The following is a 20,399-nucleotide window of genomic DNA, read 5'->3' as shown; positions in this document are numbered from 1 at the left end:
AGTCGTGGGCGTTGCAAGCCCCGGTGGCGCTCCGAGGCGGATACCCTCGAAGGTATGCCTATCTGGTCTAAAGCCTCACGCGCCAGTGCAGCCAGTGCAGAGAAGAAGGAACCCGTGCCGGAGAACCCACAACACGACGAACGCTCCGAGGAGCTGAGCCGCTGGCTCGCCGCGTTCGCGCCGGTGTCAGGCCCGGACACCCTGCTGCGCTTCTCACGCACGGCGGACGGCACCATCGACCTGGCGCACGCCCACCCGTCCGGCCTCGCCCAGCTGATGGCGGGCCGTAAGACCCGCCTGTCCACGCTGATCCGCGAGCCGCAGGAGTACACCCGCGCGGCCAGGGCCGCCCGGAGCATCCGCGCCAAGGTCTATGAGATGGGCAATGAGCGGGGCATCGACGTCGGCTACCTCTCGGCCGGAACGGCCGTGTGGACGTCGGCCGTCGGCGGCAAGCCGCAGCGCGTCACGGCGCCGGTCCTGCTGGCCGCCATCAGCCTGAGCCTGCGTCCCAGCGGCGACGACTACGAACTTCAGGTCCTGGAGCAGGCGCGGATCAATCCGGCCCTGGTCCGGCACCTGAAGACGGTGCACGGCATCATCTTCGACGTCAACGCTCTGGCGCGTCTCGCCTACAGCACCGCCCGCTTCGATCCGCAGCCCGTGCTGGAGCGGATGGAGACGGTCATCGCGCCGATCCATGGAGCCGAGATCCTGCCTGAACTGCTGGTCTCCACGTTCGCGGACCTCCCGCAGGATCTGGACGATCCGTGGATCAGCGACCGTCATGAGCTGATCAGCGCGCTGGCGGACCCGAGCACGGTGGAACCGCGGGTGCCGATCACGGCCGACGAGTTCGTGCCGCTGGATGAGCGAGATCCCGCGGACGAATTCCTGCTGCTCGACGCCGACGCGTCCCAGCAGCTCGCTCTCGACGTCGTCCGCGCCGGCGACTCCGTGGTGATCTCCGCGCCTCCCGGCACCGGTCAGACGCAGACGGTGGTGAACGCCCTCGGTGAGCTCGTGATGGCCGGCAAGTCCGTCCTGGTGGTGGGCGAACGCCGCACCTCGCTGGCCGAGCTCAATCAGCGCCTTGCAGCCCTCGGTCTGGAAAGCCTGGTGCTGCCGCTGAGCACGAGCGCCAATCCGGCGCAGCTCAAGGCACAGCTGATCCAGGCGATCGTGCGCAATGAGAAGGCCGAGGAACCGCAGCTCGATCAGCTGCACAACACCCTGCGGAGCCGCCGGCACTCCTTGGCCGAGCACGTCGCCTCGCTGCACAACGTGCGGTCCAGGTGGGGCTGCTCGCCCTATCAGGCGATGCAGGCGCTGGCTCGCGCCGTGGCCACCGACACGACGCCGGGCACGACCGTGCGCCTTAAGCGCAGCGTCCTGGACAGCATCAAGGACCGTGAAGTCACCGCGACGCAGCTGATCCGTGCTGCCGAGCTGGGCAGTTTCACCCGTTCCACCGTGACGAGTGAATGGCATGGCGCACGCCTCCTGACCCGCAAAGAAGCCCAGGAGGCCCACGAGACGGCGGCCCGCCTGAGCACCTCGGTGCCGGAGCTGCGCCGCCGCATGGAGGAGTTCGCCGAGCAGGCGCAGCTCCACCTCGGCGCGAACTTCCACGAGTGGGGCGAGCAGCTCGGGCTGTTCCTCGGCATGCGTGACAGCCTCAGCCGCTTCTCCGTGGAGATCTTCGACCGCGACGTCCATGACTTCATCGCGGCCACGGCCCCCAGCGCCTGGCGCCGCGAGCGGGGCATCGAGATGACGAGCCTGGGCCGCGCCAAGCTGCGCAAGTACGCCAAGGAGTTCGTCCGCCCGGGCGTGCACATCCTGGACCTGCACGAAAGCCTCAAAGAGGTGCAGGTGCAGCGCGAGCAGTGGTCCAAGTACGCGGCGTCCCAGCGGCACCCCGTGGTGCCGTCCGGCCTCGCCGATCTTGACACCCGCTACACGGAGGTCAAGAAGGACCTGCTGACCCTGAGCCAGGCGCTCAAGGGAACCCGTGGCGGGACCGATCTTCAGGAGATGCCGCTGGCGGCTCTGGAGACCCGCCTGGCCTCGTTGAGCGGTGACACCGAAGCGCTGGAAACCCTTCCCGAGCGCACTCTCATCCTGGACAGCCTGCGGGGCCAGGGACTGGACGAGCTGCTGGATGACCTGGCGGCCCGCGAAGTCCCGGCCGAGGCGGTCAGCGCCGAACTGGACCTCGCGTGGTGGCAGTCCGTGCTCGAAGCGATGATCAGTGGCGACGACTATCTCGCGATGTCCGACGGCGACAGCCTCCGCACCATCGAAGGGGAGTTCCGCCTCGCCGACAGCGCGCACATCGCGAGTGGCGCCGGACGCCTCCGGTGGTCTCTGGCGGAGCGCTGGCGGGACCTCGTGCAGCGGGAGACCCGCCAGGCCGAGCTGCTGCGGAGTCTGCTCAAGGACGGCCGGGTCAGCATGGCAGCCCTCTGGGCACAGGCTCCCCAGCTGCTGTCCAGCCTCGTCCCGATCTGGACGGTCAGCCCGCATTCGCTGTCCCGCGCGCTGCCGGCCGGGGTCCACTTCGACGCAGTCGTGGTCATCGACGCCGAATCCACCTCGCTGCGCAGCGCTCTGCCCGCCGTGGCCCGAGGCACCCAGGTGGTGGCCTTCGGCGATGCGAGCATCGGATCGCCCCGGGCTTTCTCGGTGGCCGTCGAGCGACCGGATGACCGGGCCGATGTCACTCAGACCGTCACGAGCACTCTCGACGCCCTGAGCGAGGTGCTGCCCAGTGTGGAACTGCGCAATGCCTACCGCTCGGTGGATGAGGATCTGAGCCTCCAGCTGAGCCGTTCGTTCTACGGTGAACGCCTGAACCGTCTGCCCGACGGGAACGCGGTCACCGGTCTCGACCGGTCGATCGTGGTCGAATACCTGCCGGACGGCACGGGCCTGCCGGTGCAGGGCAAGGAAGCCGTGGAGTCGGTCATGGCCGAGGTCAACCGTGTGGTGGAGCTCGTCTTCGAACACGCGAGGACCCGTCCGCGGCGCTCTCTCGCGGTCGTGACGAGCACCCTGAACCATGCCGCGCGGATCGGCGAGGCCATCAGGCTTCAGCTGCCGAACCACCCGTTGCTGGCGGACTTCTTCCATGGGACCGGGCCGGAATCCTTCCGTGTGGTGGACCTGGAACGCTCCCGTGGCCTGGTGCGGGATCACATCATCTTCTCGCTCGGTTTCGGACGGACGCCCCATGGCCGGGCGCTGCACAGCTTCGGGCCTCTTTCGGCCCGCGGTGGCCGTGCCAAGTTCGCTCTTGCCATGTCCCGGGCGCGTCAGCATCTTCATGTCCTCACCTGCTTCAAGCCGGAGGACCTGGACCGCAGCCGCCTGAGCCACGGCGCCGCGGACTTCTACGATCTGCTGGACCGTGAACTCGGGGGCAACTACTCCCTGGGCAGTCACGCTTCCCGCGCCGCATCGAGCGATCCGAGCCTGGGGGAGGACGCCCTGGTGGTCGATCTCGCCGAGCGCCTCCGGGTGCGTGGCGCCCGGGTGTGGCACCAGTACGACGGCGCCATCGATGTGGTGGCCGCGGCCGACCCCCTGCACACCATGGGCAAGGACGACTCCGAGATCCCCACGCCGGTGGCGATCGAGTCCGACGGCACCGCCGCCTACCAGAAGCGGTCCATCCGTGAACGGAGCCGGCTGCGTCCCGAGCTGCTCGAACGGATGGGCTGGCGTCATGTCTCCCTCTGGACGATCGAGGTCTTCACGGATCCTTCGTTCTGCGCCGACCGCATCGCCTCCTATCTCCACCTGGAAGGCGAGGAACCGGCAGGGACTGAGAACACCGCCACCGGCTTCATGACGCAGGTGCCCCTGGGCGACGACGGAGTGCTGTGAGCGGTGCTCCCGGTGATCCCGGGGGAGCTCAGGACGGCTCTCCGGATGCCACCTCGGCAGAGTCCACGTCGAACTCCACGTCATCATCAGGGACCGCAGGAAGCGAAGGCGCAGGAAGGAATAGCGTGGACGCCGGTGTTGCCGCGAGTGGTTCCACGTCCGCCCTGTCCGCTCCGGCCGGTGAGTCAGGCACGGGGCGGAAACGGCGAGGATCCCGCCGCGCCACGGTGCAGGTGACCCGACTGGACGTGGCCGTCGGCCAGTCGATCGTGATGCCGTCGGCGAAGGCGCCGCGTGCGCAGCCTTCGTCGCCGGCCCCCGGACGTCCGGCCTCCGAAGGCCCCGCCACCGGAAGCGCGGCCGCCGAAGACACGACGCCGGGTTCCGAGGGAGCCGCTCGGCGGACTGCCGCGGCGTCACCGGGCACCTCCGTTCCGGGGGCCTCCACTCCGCGCACCTCCACTCCGAGCGCCTCTCGGCGGAAGGGCATCCCGGAAGGGATCCTGCCCGACAAGGCCGCCGAAGACCTGGACGCCGCCTGGGGCGGGTCGACGGGCAATCCCGAACGGGACGACTGGCTGAAGGAACAGCGGCCTCCCCACTGGGACTGACGGTCGCAGCGCGCCGGCGCCGTCGTCGTCCGGAACGATGTGACCGAACGGTCCGCCCGGCGCCAGTGCTCGGCGAGGACCGACCGTGCGCGTGCCGCAGGCAGACCGGGCCGTGCCTCCAGCACCCCACGCGAGGATGTGATCCCAGCAGTCCGCCCGGCGCTGTCCCATGGTCAGCGGACTCATCGGACCAGCACGAATGACAAGCGGCCCTGACGCTGCACTCCGGCAAGCGCCCTCGACTGTGACGGCGTCGCTCCGACCACAACCAAGCCCGGCGATTCCTCGGCTCCGAGCCACGAGCCGGAACCCTTCTCTCCTTGCCCGATCCAGAGAACGGCGACCCGGCGCGCCAGAAGCCGCGGCTCCTGGTCCTCGGGGTCCCGGGCCGCTTCCGGGCCGGGCTCGGGACTGAAGACCACGTCGATGAGTTGTCCCGGACTCAGAATGCGCAGGGACGACGGATCGGCCATCCGGAGTGGCACGGCCGTGGTGCCGGGCGGAGTTCCTGCGAGGAGTCCGGGCCCGGTGAGTGAGGTGTCATTGAGTGCCTGGCCCCGGCGGAGGGGTGTGGCCAGTCGCCGACCCAGCAGGGCCGTGAGGTCCCGGTAGCTGCCCGCGGGAACCGCGGAGGGTGGCAGTTGCACCGTGGTGAGCTGGGTTCGTTCCAGCGTGGCCCCGGCCGGAAGGTCGGCGGAGGCGGCCACCACGGCGGTGCGTTCGGCCGGTTCGGGAGTGAGCTGGTACACCGCGAGACTTGCCGCGGCGGCGAGGCTGGCGGCCGCGAGAAAACGGCGGTGCCGGATGGCCCAGGAACGGACTCGGCGCGGGGCGGGGATGCGGCGTGGGCCGGACGATGGATTCCTCATACACCGAGGCTAGGGAGCGGACGTGCTCCCGACGGTGGGGAAATCGTCTATGTGGACAACGGGGTGCTCCCGGGTCATGGTGGGGGAGTGACTCCCCTGTCGCAAGCGCCCGGGAGCCCCGGTCAGTTGCTGCTGCTGGCGGGGGCCGCCGCAGGGGCGGAGGAGCCGGAGGCCGTGGAGGACGCCGAGGAGGCGGCCGGGACCGTGCTCTGCGAGGACGAACCGCGGGAATCGGTCCGGTAGAACCCGGAACCCTTGAAGACCACGCCCACGCTGTTGAATTTCTTGCGCAGAGTTCCGCCGCACTCGGGGCACGTGGTCAGGGAGTTGTCACTGAATGACTGGACGATCTCGAAATCGTGGCCGCAGTCCTTGCAGGCATACGCATAAGTCGGCACGGATTCTCCTCAGTTCTCTCGGTCCTGAACGGATACGGATTAGCACTGTCAGGTTCCGAGTGCCAATTCTATCAAAGAGGTCAACGCGCGGACCGTGGAATCACTTCCCGAAGGCCCGCCACTGCCGCTCCGTCACGACGGCGTCCACGGGCCGGTCGAGCGCGCCGACGGCGAAGGATCCCTGCGGGACGAACTCCGGCTCGAAGACCAGGGCCGCCAGGGGGACGTCGTGCCCGGTGTCCGCCAGCGTCGCGAGGAAACGATCGTAGTAGCCGCCGCCCTGCCCCAGCCGGTTGCCCGCCGCATCCACGGCGGTCGCGGGCAGGAGCATCGCATCCAGCCCGGGGCCGTCCGCACCGAAGAGGTCCTGGAAGCCGAGCCCTGGACCCACGGGTTCGTCGACCGGGGCGAGGTCACTGCGGCGGACCTCGATGCCGGGATGCCAAAAGACCCACTCCATCAGGTGCCCGGGAAGGCAGACCGGGACCAGGACCGTGCCCCCCTGGTCGTGGAGGGCCTGGAGCAGCGCGGCGGTGGGTGGTTCGACGGCGGCGTTCAGGTAGCACGCCACGCTGGGGGCGGACGAAGGGTCCGTCGGCAGGACCGTGGAAAGCCAGGCCGAGGCCTGCTCGGCGAAGGACGCACTCAGGCGTGCGGCGTCGTCGTCGGTGCGGAGAGCGGCGTCCGCGCGGCGTCGGCTGCGCTGCGCGGATCGGAATTCCGCTTTTGCTGCTGGCATGGATAAAACCGTCATTCTGTCGCAGGAAAACCCGGGAGGATGGACTGGTGACTGTATCGGCTAGATTAGTCCTGTGACCGAACAGAAGCAGATCCGTAAAGCCGTCATCCCGGCCGCAGGCCTGGGAACCCGATTCCTGCCGGCCACAAAGGCCATGCCCAAGGAAATGCTGCCGGTGGTGGATAAGCCGGCCATTCAATATGTGGTGGAAGAAGCATCCAGCGTCGGCCTGGATGACATTCTGATGATCACGGGCCGCAGCAAGAGGGCCCTGGAGGACCACTTCGACCGCGTCCCGTCCCTGGAGGCGACGCTGGAGGCCAAGGGTGATGCCCGCAAGCTCTCCGCCATCCAGGAGTCCACGAATCTCGCGGACATCCACTATCTCCGGCAGGGCGACCCCCTCGGCCTGGGCCACGCGGTGCTGCGTGCCCAGCAGCACGTGGGCCAGGAGCCTTTCGCCGTGCTCCTCGGCGACGACCTGATCGACCCCCGCGATGAACTGCTGTCCACCATGATGAAGGTGCAGCAGAAGACCGGCGGATCCGTGATCGCTCTCATCGAGGTGGAGCCGGACCAGATCAGTGCGTACGGCTGCGCCGACATCTCCCCGGTGGAGGGCGAGGACTTCGTCCGCGTCAGCCAGCTGGTCGAGAAGCCGTCCGTCGAGGAGGCCCCGTCCAACCTCGCCGTGATCGGCCGTTACGTCCTGCACCCCGCCGTGTTCGACGTCCTGGCTCACACCGAGCCCGGCCGTGGCGGCGAGATCCAGCTGACCGATGCCCTGCAGACGCTCGCCGCAGGCGACGGCGAAGGGTACGGCGTCTACGGCGTGGTCTTCCGTGGCCGCCGCTATGACACCGGGGACAAGCTGAGCTACCTCAAGGCCGTCATCCAGCTGGCTTCGGAAAGTGAGGACCTCGGTCCTGACCTCCGCACCTGGCTCGGCGAGTTCACCTCCGCTCTCTGACGCAGCCGCCGGTGCGTCAGGTTCCGTACTGGCCCGTCACCCTGGAACACGGTGACATCGTCCTGAGGCCCATCCGGCAGAAGGACCGTGTCGAGTGGACGACGGTCCGTCAGCGCAACAGGGACTGGCTGCAGCCCTGGGAGGCGAGCAACCCGAATCCGGGCGGTCGCCTGCCCACCTACCGGGAGATGGTCAGCTCGCTCAGGACGCAGGCGCGTCAGGGCAGTGCGCTGCCCTTCGTCATCACCGAGCGCCGGCCGGGCCTGACGGCGCCGGCGATCGTCGGCCAGCTGACCGTCTCCAACATCATGTGGGGGTCGGCCATGATGGCGAGCACCGGTTATTGGGTGGATCAGGACCGTGCCGGCCGGGGCATCGTGCCGACCGCGGTGGCCCTCGCGACGGACTTCTGTTTCGAGGAGCTCGGCCTGCACCGGATGGAGATCAACATCCGGCCGGAGAACACCCCGAGTCTGAGGGTGGTGGAGAAGCTCGGCTTCCGGCCGGAAGGGCTGCGCCCGGCGTTTCTCCACATCAACGGCGAATGGGCGGATCATCTCAGCTTCGCTTTGACAGCTGATGAGGTCCCCGGCGGCGTGCTGAACCGCTGGCTCGCCGGCAGATGAGACCGGGTCGCCGTCATTTCCTGGCGAGTTGGGCGACACACTAGGTCAAATGGTCAGGCGGGTGGTGACCACCCCCTAACGTGAAGACTGTGGATTTCCCCATGAGCAGCTCAGTGGTCCTGGTGGCTGCTGTCGCGTTCTGGCTCCTGGGGATCGCTCCATCCCTGCTGAAGCGCCGCGTCCGGGTTCGGACCGTGGAAGTGGAGAGGGAGGAGCGTCCCGCTTCCTTGCCGGTGGCAAGGATCGGGCCCGCGGTGACAATGCAGGACGGCAGCGAGGAGGAAGAGACCGTGCCCATGGAGAATCCAGGCCAGCAAGATCTCTCAGTCAACCCTGTCCGCCGTCCCAGGATCAAGACGGGAAGGGCATCGCTCGCGCTGCTCGGCGCCGTCTCCCTGGTCGCCGTTCCGGTGACGGCCGTGCTCACGCTGTTCTCGGTCGTCGCGCCGAGCGCCCCTCTGCTGTGCTTGTTCGTGACTGCGGCGTGCGTCGCGGTCCTGCGCCAGCTCGCCAAGCGTGACCGTCTGCGCCGAGTGGAGCGCGCCTTCCAGGACGCCATGGCGTCCCCCGCCTCTCCGGTGCGCGACGTCGCGGTGGAACGTCCGCTGTCGTCTCCCAGTGAGCCTTTCGACGGTTCGCTCGCGGAGCCGGTGAAGGAGACGGAGGAACCGCCGCTCACAGCGGCTGAGCTGCGTCTCGCGGCCCTCGCCGTCGCGCGGGAGATCGGCGACTCCGAGGCCGGGTCCGGCGAGACCTGGGAACCGGTCGATGTCCCGAAGCCCCTGTACGTCGACGCGCCGCGCGCGGAACGTCCCGCTCCGGAGCCGCTCGACCTGCCCGAGGCCCCCAAGCCCGAGGGCAAGCCGATCATCAAGGACGCGCTGAAGCCGGACCTGGCGCAGGCCGTCCAGGCCGGTGCGGCGAACGTCGCCGTGGTGGGACAGGGCCAGTCGGCACTCCGGAATCTGGACGCGATCCTGCAGCGCCGGAGGGCCTGAGCCCCGCGTTTTTGAACTTGCGGCTGTTTCTTTGTAGTCTGATCCAGTTGGTTCCCGCGAGAGCGGGTCCGGGGCTATAGCTCAGTTGGTAGAGCGCTTCGTTCGCATCGAAGAGGTCAGGAGTTCGAATCTCCTTAGCTCCACAGTTTCACCGAAGGCCCCTCCTGATCAGGAGGGGCCTTCGGTGTTTCCAGGGCAGTGGGGGCTCCGTGCGCCGCCGCGACGTCACCGTTGCCGTTTGGCGGCCTTCTGCGCGAGCTTGAGGAGGTTGGCCGCCTCGCGGAGTTCGTCCGGGCTGAAGCCGAAGTGATGCGCCGTGCGGATCCAGGCGTAGGTGTCGGCGGCGGAGCGGTGGTCGCCGAGCTGCGCGAAGCAGGTGGCCAGCGCGAAGGCGGAGGATCGTGCACGCTGCAGGACGGCGGGCTCCGGGGCGGCTCCCGCGATGTCCAGGACCTGTCGGTGTGCCGCGGCGGAGTCCGCGAACAGGGCGAGCCGGTCCAGCAGCAGGCTCTTGTTGCGAAGGGCTTTCACCGCGCGGAGCCGGCGTTCGGGGGACGACGCCGACGCCTGCTGAACCCAGAGAAGGCGGTCGTAGGCCACCAGCGCGGCGTGGACGTCTCCCAGGTCGTCGAGGAGCACCGCGCGGTTGTAGAGCGCCGTCTCGCGCGCGCTGACGATGTCCCCGTCCTGTGAGCCGTCGGCGAAGCGGTCGAGGGCGTCGTAGACGTTCAGGGCCGAGGACGGATCGCCGAGCTGGGCCTGCGCCCGGGCGAGGCGGAGATGCGCCCGCGCGTTGATGCGGGCGGCGCGCGTGTCGAGGTCCGGGCGTGGTGGCGCGGCGCGACCCGCCACGAGGGAGAGCTCCTCCCAGCGCCCCGCATCCTCGAGGAGCCCACCCAGGGCGTCGAGCGCGGCCAGCACGAGCAGGACGGTCGCCTGGTCCGTGGGGCGGGCGCCGCCGTCGTCGGTGATGGAGCGCAGCACTGTCTCGGCGTGCGCGAGGTGGCCGGCCTTGACCGCCCGGTCCGCTTCGTCGAGGCGTGCCCGCAGATCGCGGTAGCGAGCGCCGGAAGCGCTGTCCGACTGCGCCACGGCCGGCACGCTGAGGATGCCCAGATTCTCCCGGGCGAGGCGCACAGTGTCCCGGATGTCGGCTTCGCTGCTCTCGCCGTGCCGGGCGACGAGCGAGTTCAGAAGCGCGACGGCGGTGTCCTTCCGGCCGCGCTCCGCTTCGTCCGTGGCCTGGCGGAGGAGCCGACGGGCGTCGAGTCCGCGGATGTGAGGATCCTCGTCCTGCCCGAACAGGACGCCGAAGCGGGCCCGCGCGGCCTCCTGGTCCTCCGGCGACACGTCCGGGGACTGCCAGAGGGAGAAGAGGGAGTTCGCGGCCTGGGCCCTCTGCCGGGGGTCTTCCGCTGTGGCGAACCGCCCCAGAAGCTCTTCGATGACGGCCCGGGATTCGGTCAGTCGCCCTGCTTCGCGGAGCAGACGTCCGTGCCAGTACAGGGCCTGAGCGATGACGCCCGAGGCGTCCGGCAGACCGTCCTCTACGGCGAAACGGACCGGGATCGACGCCAGCAGTGCCCGCGCTTCCTCGCGCCTGCCGACATCGTCCAGACGCAGGGCCCGTTCCAGCTCGGCGAGCGCGAACGGCACCCGCAGTTGGGGATCCCCTTCGGCGTCCGGGAAGCGCCGTGCCAGGTCTTCCGACAGCGCGACGGCGCGCACCGGGTCCCCGAGCGCGGCGGTCGCTTCCGCCACTCGGGCCGCCAGCCGCAGCCGGGCGGCGACGGTCACCGGGCTGCGGTCTCCGGCGAACACGGCGTCCGCGTGAGCCAGAACTCGGAGGGCCGTGGCCGTCCGGGAGGACTCCTCGCCCTGCCGGCCGTAACGGAGCAGGAGGGCCCACAGCAGGCCGTCCCGGAGTTCGTCGTCCGGATGCCCGCCGAAGCGGTCGATGAGAGCCCGGTGACGGGCTTCAGCCTCGGCTTCCCGTTCCTCCTCGGGGACACGGAGCAGCACCTCGTCCAGGAAGGCGCGGTGCAGTGCGAATCCGCGCCGCGTTTCCTCGGTCAGGGGCAGGGCGAGCACGGCGTCGGCCAGGGACCGGATGGACTGCGTGGCGTCACCGTCCTCGGCGTCCAGAAGGAGCAGTGCGGAGCGGTGCAGGAGAGGCCGCGCATCGGGGAGATCCTTCGCCTCCTCGATCACCCGCCGGAGCAGCTCGAGGCTCTCGGCGCGGCCGTCGTCGAGCCCCAGGCGTGTCTTCGATGCCTCGTACAGTGCTTGGAGGCGGACCGTCCGGAGGCGGGGGTCGTCCTCGCCGGTCAGCGAGAGGGCCAGGTGTTCGAAGGCCCGTGCCACATCATTCGACGGGCGGCCGAGGTGCCGTGCGAGCAGGCCGGCGGTCAGCAGGGCTTCGGATCGGGCGCGCCGGATGACCAGGGCTTCGTCGGGGTCGCCGTAGCGGTCGGCATAGGTTTCCGCGGCGCGCAGGACGTCCACCAGCACGATCGCGTCGGGATCCGCGCCGTGGATCCACTCGATGGCCTCCAGCTCCGCGAGGGCGCAGGCTTCCCTGACCGCGGGGGTGGGCACGCCGGCGGTCAGCTCGCCGAGCCGCCGGAGGTGTTCGGCGGCCAGGGGATACGTCTCGGGGGTGGTCCCGAGCCGGAGCAGGAGGCCCACGGCCTCGGCCAGGGCGACCGCCTCCGGTTCGGTCCGGGCCGGCGGGGCATCCGCGAGGGCTGCGCTGAGCAGCTCGACGGCCTGTTCGTCGTCACCGCCATCGGACAGGACACGGACGAAGGCGAGGAATTCGGCGTCGATGCTCATGATGCTCCCTACATCCAGCCCTTCTTCTTGAAGATCAGATACAGCAGCGCCGCGAGGGCGACCATCATGCACACGGCGAGCGGATAGCCGAAGGGCCACTCGAGTTCCGGCATCTCGCGGAAGTTCATGCCGTAGATCCCGGCGACGATGGACGGGGCGAAGAAGATCGCGGCCCAGCCGGAGATCTTCTTGACCTGCTCGTTCTGGGCGAGGGTCACCTCGTTCATCCGGTTCGCCGTCAGGGTGCCGTCCAGCGTGAGGGCGTTCTGGAGGATTTCACGGAAGGAGTTCACACGGGCGATCACGGAGGCCACGTGGTCGCGGACGTCCCGGAGATTGCGCTGCAGTTCGACGTTGACCTGGTACTTGGTGAAGCCCCGTTCCAGGACCTCCATCATGTCCGGGAGCGGCTGGATGGCTCGCTGGAACTGGATCACCTCTCGGGTGAGTTCGTAGATGCGCCGGGACACGGTGGAGTCTCCGGCGAACAGCTGGTCCTCGATCTCGTCGATGTCGTTCTCCAAGCCGGCCACCACGGGGGAGTAGTCGTCCACCACCTTGTCCAGCAGCGCGTACAGCACGGCCTCGGGACCCATGCTGAGCAGCTCGGGATTGTCCTCCAGCCGCTTCCGCACCGCTGCGACGCCCTGGGTCTCGGCGTGACGGATGGTCACCACGAAGTCCGGGCCGGTGAAAATGTGGAGCTCCCCGAACTCCACGGTCTCGGTGGAGTCGATGTAGCGGGCCGGGCGGAGCACGGTGAAGAGGGTGGAGTCGTACCGTTCCAGTTTGGGGCGCTGGTGCGCGGTGACGGCGTCCTCGACGGCCAGGGGGTGGAGCCCGAACTCCACCGCGATGTCCTTCATGTCCTCCTGGCTCGGGCGGTACAGGCCGAGCCAGGCCATCCCGCCGGTCTCCTCCATGCATTCGCTGGTCTGCAGCACGGACTGCGGTTCGAGAATCCGGCGGCCGTCCACGTAGACGGCATTGTCGATGATCGTCACGGCTTCATTATGGATGAGCGGCGGCCTGGGCGCGCGCTGCGCGGGCGTTCTCCTGCACATCCAGGGCCCGGCTGAGCAGCGGTTCGGTGCGGTAGGCGATGTGGGTGTGGAGGGCCAGCACGGTCTCGGTCCTGATCACGCCCTTGATGCGGACCACCTGACGGAGCACGGATTGGAGCTGGTGGGTGTCCGTGGCGGTGAGACGGACCCAGAGATCGCCCCGGCCCGAGATCTCGTGGACCTCCAGCACTTGCGGGATGAGCCTGAGGGCGGCGATGACGGAGTCCAGTTCGCGGTGGGTCACCTCGATCGTGACGAACGCGACGACGTCGTACCCCACCGCTTCGAGGTCGATCTCCCGGCCGCCTCCGGTCAGGACGCCGGAGCGCTGCAGGCGGCGCAGCCGCGCCTGCGCGGTGTTGCGGGCGATGCCCAGGACTTCACTGAGTTCGCTGACCTGGATCCGCGGTTCCCGGACAAGTTCCAGGAGGATCTTCAGATCGGTGGCATCGAGATTGTTCAATTGCGCACTCCAGCTCAATAGACGGCGAATCTGTTGAATGTTTTGCGCAATTATCTCTGCGCACACTGATCGATAGTACGGGAATGCCTCATGATCTGAACAGGCCTCAACCCAGGGCCTGAGAGCTTCGCGACGGCACACCCACCGTCCACAGCCGCGAGGAAGATCCCGATGACCGTCATCAGTGAACTGCGTATGCGCCCGGCCGCCCGTGAATGGGGCTGGGAAGCGTCCACCACGGCCCGCCTGGTGCTGTCCGGCGTGGTCATCTTCGTGCTCCTGGTCGGAGCCAATCTGGCCACCCCGCTCTACCCCTCCCTGCAGGCCGAGCTCGCCCTGGGTCCCTTCGGCACGACGGTCGCCTTCTCGAGCTACGTGATCGCCCTCGTGGCCACCCTCGTGCTCGCCGGCCACTGGTCCGACCACATCGGTCGGCGCGCCGCCCTGGTGGTCTCGGTGGTGGTTGGGCTAGCCGGCACCGCGGTGTTCGGGCTGGCACAGAATCTGCTGATGCTGTGCGGCGGGCGGGTGCTCCAGGGCGTCTCGATCGCGCTCGCTACGGGAGCCAGCGCCGCGGCCCTGCGCGAACTCCTGCCGACCCGCCCGGAATGGGCTTCCCGCTTCACGTTGCTTTCGTCGTCCGGTGGAGTCGCTGCCGGGCCGGCCATCGGCGGCCTGTTGGCCCTGCTTCCCGGTGGACGGACCGCGCCGTTCGTCGTGCAGATGGTGGTGCTGGCGCTTCTTCTCGTGCCGCTCTGGCTCATCAAGGCCCGTCCAGCCATCATGCGTGCCGAGCACGGCTTCGACCATAGGGCCCTCGCCCCTCGGCGGCTCGGGGTGCCGTCCCAGGCCCGCGGGCCCTTCTGGCTCGCGGCGCTGGTCGGATTCCTCAGCTTCGCGATCTTCGGATTCCAGCTCTCCCTCGCTCCTGGGTTCTTCGCCCAGGGGATGCACCTCAATTCCCTTCCCCTGGTGGGGGTCCTGGCGGGTCTCTCCCTCGGCGCCTCGGCGCTGAGCCAGCTCACCGGGTTCTCCGGCAAGGCGACCGTGCCCGTGGGACTCACGGTGCTCGGACTCTCGATGCTCCTGACCGCTTGGGCGAGCAACACCTCCGCGCTGTGGCTTCTGGTGGTGGCCTCGGTGGCGGCCGGGTTCGGACAGGGCCTGTCCTTCCGGACCGTGTTCAACCGTGCGGCGATGGCCGTGTCACCGACCCAGCACGCGCAGATGGTGTCCACGGTGTACGTGGTGACCTACCTGGGGAGCGCGGTGCCGGTGCTCGGCCTTGGCCTTGCCGCCGCGGTCTGGGGGATGACGACGGCGGTCACCGCCTTCGCGATCCTGGCCGCCGTCGCAGCGTTCCTCCTGGCCCTCGCGTCCCTGCGCGGTTCTCGCCGGGTCTGAGGGGGACAGGGTGCCTGAACGCCCACAGCCCCGGTCGGGCCGCCCCTCAATCCAGCAGGCCCGAGTTCCCGTCCATGTGCTCGAACACCAGGGTGGTCTCGGTGTGCCCGACCACCGGGTCGGTGGCGAGGTTGTCCAGGACCCAGTCGCGGAGTTCCTCCGTGGTGGCCACCGCGATGTGCAGGAGGTAGTCCACCGAGCCCGAGGTGTGGAAGGTGGACAGCACTGCGGGGAGACGTGGAACGCGCGCGGTGAACTGATCGATCTGATCGCGGTCGTGCGCCCGGAGGCGGACGGCGATCAGCGCTTGGACGCTGCGGCCGATCGAGGCGAGATTGAGTTCGGCGGTGAAGGACTTGATGATGCCGCGTTCCTGAAGCGTCCTGGTCCGCATCAGCGCCGTCGAGGGTGCGATGCCCACGTCCTCGGCCAGCTGCTTGTTGGAGATGCGGGCGTCCTCCGAAAGAATCCGGATGATTTTCCGGTCCACGTCGTCCAAGGTTTCGCCAGTAGCCCCTGGATTGCGAAGATTCTTCGCTGAATCGGCCATTGTTCCTCCGCTTCGAATGTCACTACATGATACGGCGGGGCGGCGATTCGCGAAATGCCGGATCAGCGCTCGGATGCGACGCTGAGGAATGGCGCCAGGACCTCGCGCAGCGGGGCGGTGGACGCCTGTCGCCAGCCGGTGCCGGCCCAGAGGTTCAGGCCGTCCGCGAGTCCCTGCCGGGCGGCCTCGGCGCGCAGTGGCGCGGTGAGGTGGTGGACGGCGGGATATGCGTCCGGTGCGAGCGCGTCATACTCGCGCAGGAAGGCGTTCTCGAGACCGCGGGCCCGTCGTCCCGTGAAGGCTCTCGTCATGCGGGTCGCGACGAAGCGGGCGTCGCCCAGGGCGTCCTTGTGCAGCGGGCGCGCCCCGGACTCCGGCGTCCGCAGCAGCGCGGTGCCGAGCTGCACCGCGGAGGCCCCGGCGTCGTACGCCGCACGGGCGTCCGCGGGCGTCATGATGCCCCCGGCGGCGATGAGAGGCAGAGCGACGTGCCGGGCCAGCTCGGCGACGAGGCCCGCGGCGTCGCCGGCTGCAGGCGGTTCGCCCGGAAGGAAGCGGCCCGAATGACCACCCGCACTCTCGTGCTGGACCACCAGAGCGTCGACGCCGAGAGCGACCGCAGCTTCGGCCTCCGCCAGGTGGGTCACCGTCGCCCAGAGTCGGCTGCCGCGGGCCTGGAGCGCCTGGGCGTCCTCGGCGGACGGGAGGCCGAAGGTGAAGCTGACCACCGGGACCGGGTGCTCCAGCAGCAGGCGGATCTTGGCGGGGCAGTCGTCATCGTCGTCGAGGACCGGCTCGGGCACCGCGACCCCCAGGCGGTCAGCCCAGGGACACAGGGCCTCCGCGTAGTGGAGCACGGCCTGCGGGTCGACAGGCGCCGGGTCCGGAACGAACAGGTTCGCCCCGAACGGAGCTCCGTCCAGCGCGGAGGACCGCGCCTCGATCTCCTCGAGCTGAGCGCCGAGCTCCGCGGCACTCCGGTAGCCGGCGGCGACGAATCCCATGGCTCCGGCGTCCAGCGCGGCACTCACGAACGCGGTGCTGCTGGTTCCTCCCGCCATGGGAGCGGCGATCACGCGGGACGGCAGCGGCATGCCGTCGTGGGTTCCTGACATGGGGTTTCCTCCTGCGTACCCTTGGACTCGTGACTACTCCAAGCCATCCTGCCACCGAGCTGCCCGAGACCGCCTCCCACGAAGCCGTGGCCATCGACATCGGAGGCACCAAGACCCGCGGCGTGCTGCTGCGGAACGGTCGCATCGCCGGTGATCTGACCGTGGGCAGCGCCAATGTGCAGAACGTCAGCGAGGACGCCGCGCGGCAGGCTTTCGCCGAGCTGTTCGCCGGACTCGCTCCGACGGCCGTCACGCGCGTGGTGGTCGGTGCGGGTGGCGTCGACACCGAACAGGACAAGCACGCCCTCGCGTCCCTCATCCAGCCGCACGTCCCGGGTGCGGACATCACCGTGGTGCACGACTCCGCTCTCCTCCTGGCCGCCGCGGGTGCGACGGCCGGCGTCGCCGTCATCGCCGGGACCGGCACCGCGGCCTGGGGCCGCGACATCTCGGGCCGGGAGTCCCGCTTCGGCGGTTGGGGCTATCTGCTGGGGGACGAGGGCAGCGGTTACTGGCTGAGCCGCGAGGCGGTACGGCACTCGCTGCGCCGCTTCAACTCGGGCCTGGAAGCCGATGCGCTCGCCGTGGCCTTGTGCGAGTCGGTCGGAGCGCCCGACGTCGCCGGGCTGATCGCCGCTTTCCATCACCCCGACAAGGGCCGCCGCTACTGGGCGGAGCGGAGCCGCGTGGTGGTGGACGCCGCGCGGGGCGGCAACGAAGGGGCCAAGGACATCCTGCGCCGCGCCGCGGACGAACTCACGACCCTCGCTCTCGGCGTCCTGGACAACCTCGGCATCGAAGGCCCCGTGGTGCTCGGCGGCGGCCTGGGTCAGCACGTCCCGGAGATCTCGGTGCCGTTCCGCGAGGGCCTGGCCGCCCGCGGTCACCACGACGTCCGTGTGCTCGAGCAGGAGCCGGTCTTCGGAGCCGTCGCGCTGCTCACGGCGGGGTAGGGGCCTTCTGCCGGTTGGTGCTGGTGGTTCGAGCGCGCTCGCGCTGTGGAAGCCGGGGCTCGCTCGCCGCAGTCGGACGAGGGCTCTGATCTATGATTCACCTCATGCATTCCGACGGACCAGACGACCTCCGCCGGCGCATGGCGGAATCCTTCGCGTGGAAGACGAGTCCCGGCACCGGAAACCAGTATTTCAATCTGTACACCTGGTGGCGGGACCCGGACATCGTGGGAACGGTCGGCGATCTGCTCGCGGCGCCGTTTCGAGAAGCCGGACCAACGGTCGTCATCGGTCCGTCCGCCAGCGGTTACATCACCGGTGTGCTTGCGGCCACGAGCCTGTCGGTGGGCTTCTGCCCCGTTCGGAAGGACGCTGCGCCGTCCTTCGACACTGATCCGTGGATCACCGTCACCAGCCCGCCCGACTACAAGGACCGGCATCTCGAGCTGGGTCTTCCCAAGGGATTGATCCGTCCCGGTGACCGCGTGCTCGCTGTCGACGACCTGATCGACAGCGGCGGTCAACTCTTGGCATTGCAGCGCCTCGTCGAAACCATCGGAGCGACTTGGCTCGGCGCTTCGGTCCTGATCGACAATCTCAAGGAGCCACGGCTGAGGCGGCAGCTGAACCTCAAAGCCGTCTTTCACAGCCGGGACCTCTGACCGCTGTCACGCCGATCCGCGCTCTGAAGGTGACGACGTGAGATCGCGGTCAATCGCCCTGTTTTCCCTTGTCGGTGTCACGGCGTACCTTGTGGAGAGGACCCGAAGGAGCACGTAATGGATGACCAGCGATTGAACGCCAGGGAGCGGTGGCTCGAGGCATTCGACGGCCTGAGCGCGCTGCAGGCGCATGCCCTGGAGCAGGCCCTCGTGTCCTCCTGGCATGAGGGCGTCGAGCCGACGGCGGACCTCGTTCATGACATCGCGGCCCGCGCCCGGAGTGAGATCAGCTTCTCTGAGTTCAGAGACCGGGTGTTGCGGCGAGCAGGAGTTCAGTGATGGACACTTTGCCCGGCCCGGAGGCCGTTGCGCAGGAGGAGTACATTTATCCGGAGACCTGTGACCCGGCCACGGGCCGCGCGGTGTTCCAGAATCTCCACGGGATCCGGGACCTTGCCACCCTCGCCACGGTCGAGTCGGAACTTGCGACCGCACGGTTCCGGCAGCTGCTGCAGGGCGTGGTCCGGATACCGCTCGAACCGGACACTTCGTACCTGCAGGACGTCCACCGGCACCTGTTCCAGGACACCTACGCGTGGGCCGGGGAACTGCGGACCGTGAACCTCGCCGCGGGGGACATCGTCTTCCCGGACAGGAATCTACTGAGGACCCATCTCCGCCCTGTCCTGTGCACGGCGGCCACCACGGACTGGCGCAGGATCGATCTCGACGGCTTCGTGCGCATGGCGTCGATCCTCTTCGCGGGGCTCAACCACGTGCGCCCCTTCCGCACGGGCAACGGGCGGATGATCATGGCCGTCCTGCATGAGATCTCGACCCTCAGCAGGTTCGAGTTCGACTTCGACAGGGTGAGCCGGTACGCCTGGGACGCCATGACCCAGGCGACCCTGCCCGCCCGGGGTGAGTTCATGCCCCGGGCGACGGAGGCGGTCGCCGTCTTCCGGGCGGCCTCGGTCGGCCGCACCACCCCCGTTCCGAATCGCACCATCCAGGCGATGCGCGAAATCTCACGCAGGAGTCCGTCCGGACGCTTCACCAGCCCGGACGCCCTCAGGGCTCGCCATGACGAAGCGGAGCACCGGCGGTATCACGGCTACGGAGAAGAGCGGCAGGACCCCTGACCGCGACGACGGCGGCCTTCAGCGCCGCCGCACGCGCGGCCTGAGCGTCACACCGGGCAGCGGAGGCGCCGGGATGTGTCCGACTTCCGCCTGTGCCGCGGCGGTCGCGCCTCCCTGATGACCCGCGACCCAGCCGAAGCGTGACCCGGCGATCTCCGCGGCCGTGGGCTCGGCGCCGTCGTCCGTGTAGAGGGCGCCGCTGGCTTCCCAGTCGTCCCGGGCCTGCACGATCTCCTCGTGGTTCCGGCCCACGAAGTTCCACCACATGAGGAGGTCCTCGCCGAGCGGTTCGCCGCCCAGGAGGAAGAAGCGGGCGCCGGGTCCGGCGTCGACGGTCAGGTTCGTGCGCTGTCCACCGAGGTAGAGCAGGGGACCCGGCTCGAGGGACTGTCCTTCGACGGTGAGCGTCCCGTCGATGACCAGCAGGGCATGCTCGAAGCCCGGATCCAGTGGGATGATCGCGGAGCCTGCGGCGTCCACCTGAGCCCCGACGAGGGGACTGAACGCGCTCGCAGGGGAGGCGACGCCCGCCAGGGACCCCATCACGACGGTGGCCTCCCAGCCCTCACCCTCGGCGACGGGCAGGTCCTGATGCTGTTCGAAGGCCGGTTCGCGGTGCCGGTGCTCCTCGGGCAGCGCCACCCAGAACTGCAGGCCTTCCTGGACCGGGATCTCATCGCCGTCCAGGCAGGTGAACTCGGAGTGGGCGATCCCGCGCCCGGCCGTCATCAGATTGAGCTCCCCGGGGCGGACGGTCACATCGCTGCCGAGGCTGTCCCGGTGGCGGATCTCGCCCTTCAGCGGCCACGTGACGGTCTGCAGCCCGATGTGCGGGTGAGGCAGCACGGTCATGGCGACACGGCCCGGTCCGAACCGGTCCAGGAAGCACCACGCCCCGATGGTGGGGAGGTCCTTGAGGGGGAGTGTCCGCTGGACGGTGATCGCACGGATTCCGCCGAGGGGCACGGCGCGCTCAGGCCAGAGTTCGAGGCACGGTTCCGGCACGGTGGTCCGGGCCGGGCAGGCCTGCTGATCCGGGGACGGGTCGAGGTTGGTCACAGCGCCACTCTACGCCGCCGGAGCGGGCCGGGCAGTGGGATCATGTGTGC

Annotated in this window: 19 protein-coding genes and 1 tRNA gene; 11 read left to right on the top strand and 9 right to left on the bottom strand. The window is 69.2% G+C overall.

Annotated elements, in window-relative coordinates:
* The first annotated feature begins 54 nt into the window (after window positions 1-54).
* Together P9849_RS12020 and P9849_RS12015 are read left to right on the top strand one after the other, a co-directional pair.
* On the top strand, window positions 55-3,891 hold the full coding sequence (locus P9849_RS12020) for a DUF4011 domain-containing protein (protein WP_278267014.1): 3,837 nt from the start codon (window positions 55-57) through the stop codon (window positions 3,889-3,891).
* Window positions 3,892-4,016: 125 nt separating this feature from the next.
* A complete protein-coding gene (locus P9849_RS12015; RefSeq protein WP_278267013.1) occupies window positions 4,017-4,502 on the top strand; it encodes a hypothetical protein in 486 nt (161 codons plus the stop codon).
* A 182-nt stretch (window positions 4,503-4,684) separates the two neighbouring features.
* On the opposite strand, the gene cpaB is transcribed toward P9849_RS12015, so the two are convergent.
* The 3 genes from cpaB to P9849_RS12000 all read right to left on the bottom strand — a co-directional run bounded on the left by cpaB (window position 4,685) and on the right by P9849_RS12000 (window position 6,508).
* Window positions 4,685-5,371, bottom strand: a complete 687-nt coding sequence (cpaB, locus tag P9849_RS12010; protein ID WP_278267012.1) for a Flp pilus assembly protein CpaB — start codon at window positions 5,369-5,371, stop codon at window positions 4,685-4,687.
* A 122-nt stretch (window positions 5,372-5,493) separates the two neighbouring features.
* Entirely contained in the window at window positions 5,494-5,769 is a 276-nt protein-coding gene (locus tag P9849_RS12005) for an FmdB family zinc ribbon protein (protein WP_278267011.1), read from the bottom strand.
* A gap of 100 nt (window positions 5,770-5,869) precedes the next feature.
* Window positions 5,870-6,508 (bottom strand): 5-formyltetrahydrofolate cyclo-ligase, encoded by a 639-nt coding sequence (locus P9849_RS12000; protein ID WP_278267010.1) that lies wholly within the window; start codon window positions 6,506-6,508, stop codon window positions 5,870-5,872.
* 73 nt (window positions 6,509-6,581) lie between these two features.
* Here P9849_RS12000 and galU point away from each other — a divergent pair, with 73 nt between their 5' ends.
* The 4 genes from galU (at window position 6,582) to P9849_RS11980 (ending at window position 9,245) form a co-directional block, all read left to right on the top strand.
* On the top strand, window positions 6,582-7,478 hold the full coding sequence (gene galU, locus P9849_RS11995; RefSeq protein ID WP_278267009.1) for a UTP--glucose-1-phosphate uridylyltransferase GalU: 897 nt from the start codon (window positions 6,582-6,584) through the stop codon (window positions 7,476-7,478).
* Window positions 7,479-7,489: 11 nt separating this feature from the next.
* Window positions 7,490-8,104 (top strand): GNAT family protein, encoded by a 615-nt coding sequence (locus tag P9849_RS11990; protein WP_278267008.1) that lies wholly within the window; start codon window positions 7,490-7,492, stop codon window positions 8,102-8,104.
* A gap of 101 nt (window positions 8,105-8,205) precedes the next feature.
* Window positions 8,206-9,102, top strand: a complete 897-nt coding sequence (locus P9849_RS11985) for a hypothetical protein (protein ID WP_278267007.1) — start codon at window positions 8,206-8,208, stop codon at window positions 9,100-9,102.
* Between the two features lie 70 nt (window positions 9,103-9,172).
* Window positions 9,173-9,245, top strand: a tRNA-Ala gene (locus tag P9849_RS11980).
* 82 nt (window positions 9,246-9,327) lie between these two features.
* Here the strand turns inward: P9849_RS11980 and P9849_RS11975 are convergent.
* Genes P9849_RS11975 through P9849_RS11965 form a run of 3 tightly spaced genes read right to left on the bottom strand, consistent with a single transcriptional unit; the run spans window position 9,328 to window position 13,464 of the window.
* Window positions 9,328-11,937, bottom strand: a complete 2,610-nt coding sequence (locus P9849_RS11975; RefSeq protein WP_278267006.1) for a hypothetical protein — start codon at window positions 11,935-11,937, stop codon at window positions 9,328-9,330.
* Window positions 11,938-11,945: 8 nt separating this feature from the next.
* Window positions 11,946-12,941 (bottom strand): magnesium/cobalt transporter CorA, encoded by a 996-nt coding sequence (gene corA / locus P9849_RS11970; protein ID WP_208186481.1) that lies wholly within the window; start codon window positions 12,939-12,941, stop codon window positions 11,946-11,948.
* A gap of 7 nt (window positions 12,942-12,948) precedes the next feature.
* Window positions 12,949-13,464, bottom strand: coding sequence for an Lrp/AsnC family transcriptional regulator (locus P9849_RS11965; RefSeq protein WP_278267005.1), 516 nt, complete (start codon window positions 13,462-13,464; stop codon window positions 12,949-12,951).
* A gap of 171 nt (window positions 13,465-13,635) precedes the next feature.
* Between P9849_RS11965 and P9849_RS11960 the strand changes: the two genes are divergently transcribed.
* Complete coding sequence (locus P9849_RS11960) at window positions 13,636-14,868, top strand: MFS transporter (protein ID WP_278267004.1); 1,233 nt, start codon at window positions 13,636-13,638, stop codon at window positions 14,866-14,868.
* Window positions 14,869-14,914: 46 nt separating this feature from the next.
* On the opposite strand, the gene P9849_RS11955 is transcribed toward P9849_RS11960, so the two are convergent.
* Both P9849_RS11955 and P9849_RS11950 read right to left on the bottom strand, forming a co-directional pair.
* Window positions 14,915-15,418, bottom strand: coding sequence for an Lrp/AsnC family transcriptional regulator (locus P9849_RS11955; RefSeq protein ID WP_278267003.1), 504 nt, complete (start codon window positions 15,416-15,418; stop codon window positions 14,915-14,917).
* A gap of 62 nt (window positions 15,419-15,480) precedes the next feature.
* Entirely contained in the window at window positions 15,481-16,533 is a 1,053-nt protein-coding gene (locus P9849_RS11950) for a nitronate monooxygenase (protein WP_278267002.1), read from the bottom strand.
* A 29-nt stretch (window positions 16,534-16,562) separates the two neighbouring features.
* On the opposite strand from P9849_RS11950, the gene P9849_RS11945 reads away from it, so the two are divergent.
* From P9849_RS11945 to P9849_RS11930, 4 genes are all read left to right on the top strand, one after another.
* Window positions 16,563-17,486: a BadF/BadG/BcrA/BcrD ATPase family protein gene (locus P9849_RS11945; protein ID WP_278267001.1), complete on the top strand. Its 924-nt coding sequence runs from the start codon at window positions 16,563-16,565 to the stop codon at window positions 17,484-17,486.
* Window positions 17,487-17,590: 104 nt separating this feature from the next.
* Window positions 17,591-18,148 carry a phosphoribosyltransferase family protein gene (locus P9849_RS11940; RefSeq protein ID WP_278267000.1) on the top strand — a complete coding sequence of 186 codons (558 nt, stop codon included), beginning with the start codon at window positions 17,591-17,593 and terminating at the stop codon, window positions 18,146-18,148.
* Between the two features lie 117 nt (window positions 18,149-18,265).
* Window positions 18,266-18,487: a hypothetical protein gene (locus tag P9849_RS11935; RefSeq protein ID WP_278266999.1), complete on the top strand. Its 222-nt coding sequence runs from the start codon at window positions 18,266-18,268 to the stop codon at window positions 18,485-18,487.
* Window positions 18,487-19,290: a Fic family protein gene (locus P9849_RS11930; RefSeq protein ID WP_278266998.1), complete on the top strand. Its 804-nt coding sequence runs from the start codon at window positions 18,487-18,489 to the stop codon at window positions 19,288-19,290. Before P9849_RS11935 ends, P9849_RS11930 begins: the two co-directional genes overlap by 1 nt.
* An 18-nt stretch (window positions 19,291-19,308) precedes the next feature.
* Here the strand turns inward: P9849_RS11930 and P9849_RS11925 are convergent, their stop codons facing one another.
* Window positions 19,309-20,349: a pirin family protein gene (locus tag P9849_RS11925; protein WP_278266997.1), complete on the bottom strand. Its 1,041-nt coding sequence runs from the start codon at window positions 20,347-20,349 to the stop codon at window positions 19,309-19,311.
* Between the last annotated feature and the right edge of the window lie 50 nt (window positions 20,350-20,399).

The sequence above is a fragment of the Arthrobacter sp. Y-9 genome (genome assembly GCF_029690065.1).
Classification (GTDB): domain Bacteria; phylum Actinomycetota; class Actinomycetes; order Actinomycetales; family Micrococcaceae; genus Arthrobacter_E.
Note: the sequence above shows the minus strand (reverse complement) of the source record. Positions and strands in the feature narration are given on the sequence as shown.

Coding starts and splice junctions, on each gene's coding strand:
- P9849_RS11950 (WP_278267002.1), bottom strand. CDS start 16,533: ATGTCAGGAACCCACGACGGCATGCCGCTGCCGTCCCGCGTGATCGCC.
- P9849_RS11960 (WP_278267004.1), top strand. CDS start 13,636: ATGACCGTCATCAGTGAACTGCGTATGCGCCCGGCCGCCCGTGAATGG.
- P9849_RS11975 (WP_278267006.1), bottom strand. CDS start 11,937: ATGAGCATCGACGCCGAATTCCTCGCCTTCGTCCGTGTCCTGTCCGAT.
- P9849_RS11940 (WP_278267000.1), top strand. CDS start 17,591: ATGCATTCCGACGGACCAGACGACCTCCGCCGGCGCATGGCGGAATCC.
- P9849_RS12020 (WP_278267014.1), top strand. CDS start 55: ATGCCTATCTGGTCTAAAGCCTCACGCGCCAGTGCAGCCAGTGCAGAG.
- P9849_RS11930 (WP_278266998.1), top strand. CDS start 18,487: ATGGACACTTTGCCCGGCCCGGAGGCCGTTGCGCAGGAGGAGTACATT.
- P9849_RS12000 (WP_278267010.1), bottom strand. CDS start 6,508: ATGCCAGCAGCAAAAGCGGAATTCCGATCCGCGCAGCGCAGCCGACGC.
- cpaB (WP_278267012.1), bottom strand. CDS start 5,371: ATGAGGAATCCATCGTCCGGCCCACGCCGCATCCCCGCCCCGCGCCGA.
- P9849_RS11955 (WP_278267003.1), bottom strand. CDS start 15,418: ATGGCCGATTCAGCGAAGAATCTTCGCAATCCAGGGGCTACTGGCGAA.
- P9849_RS11985 (WP_278267007.1), top strand. CDS start 8,206: ATGAGCAGCTCAGTGGTCCTGGTGGCTGCTGTCGCGTTCTGGCTCCTG.
- P9849_RS11935 (WP_278266999.1), top strand. CDS start 18,266: ATGGATGACCAGCGATTGAACGCCAGGGAGCGGTGGCTCGAGGCATTC.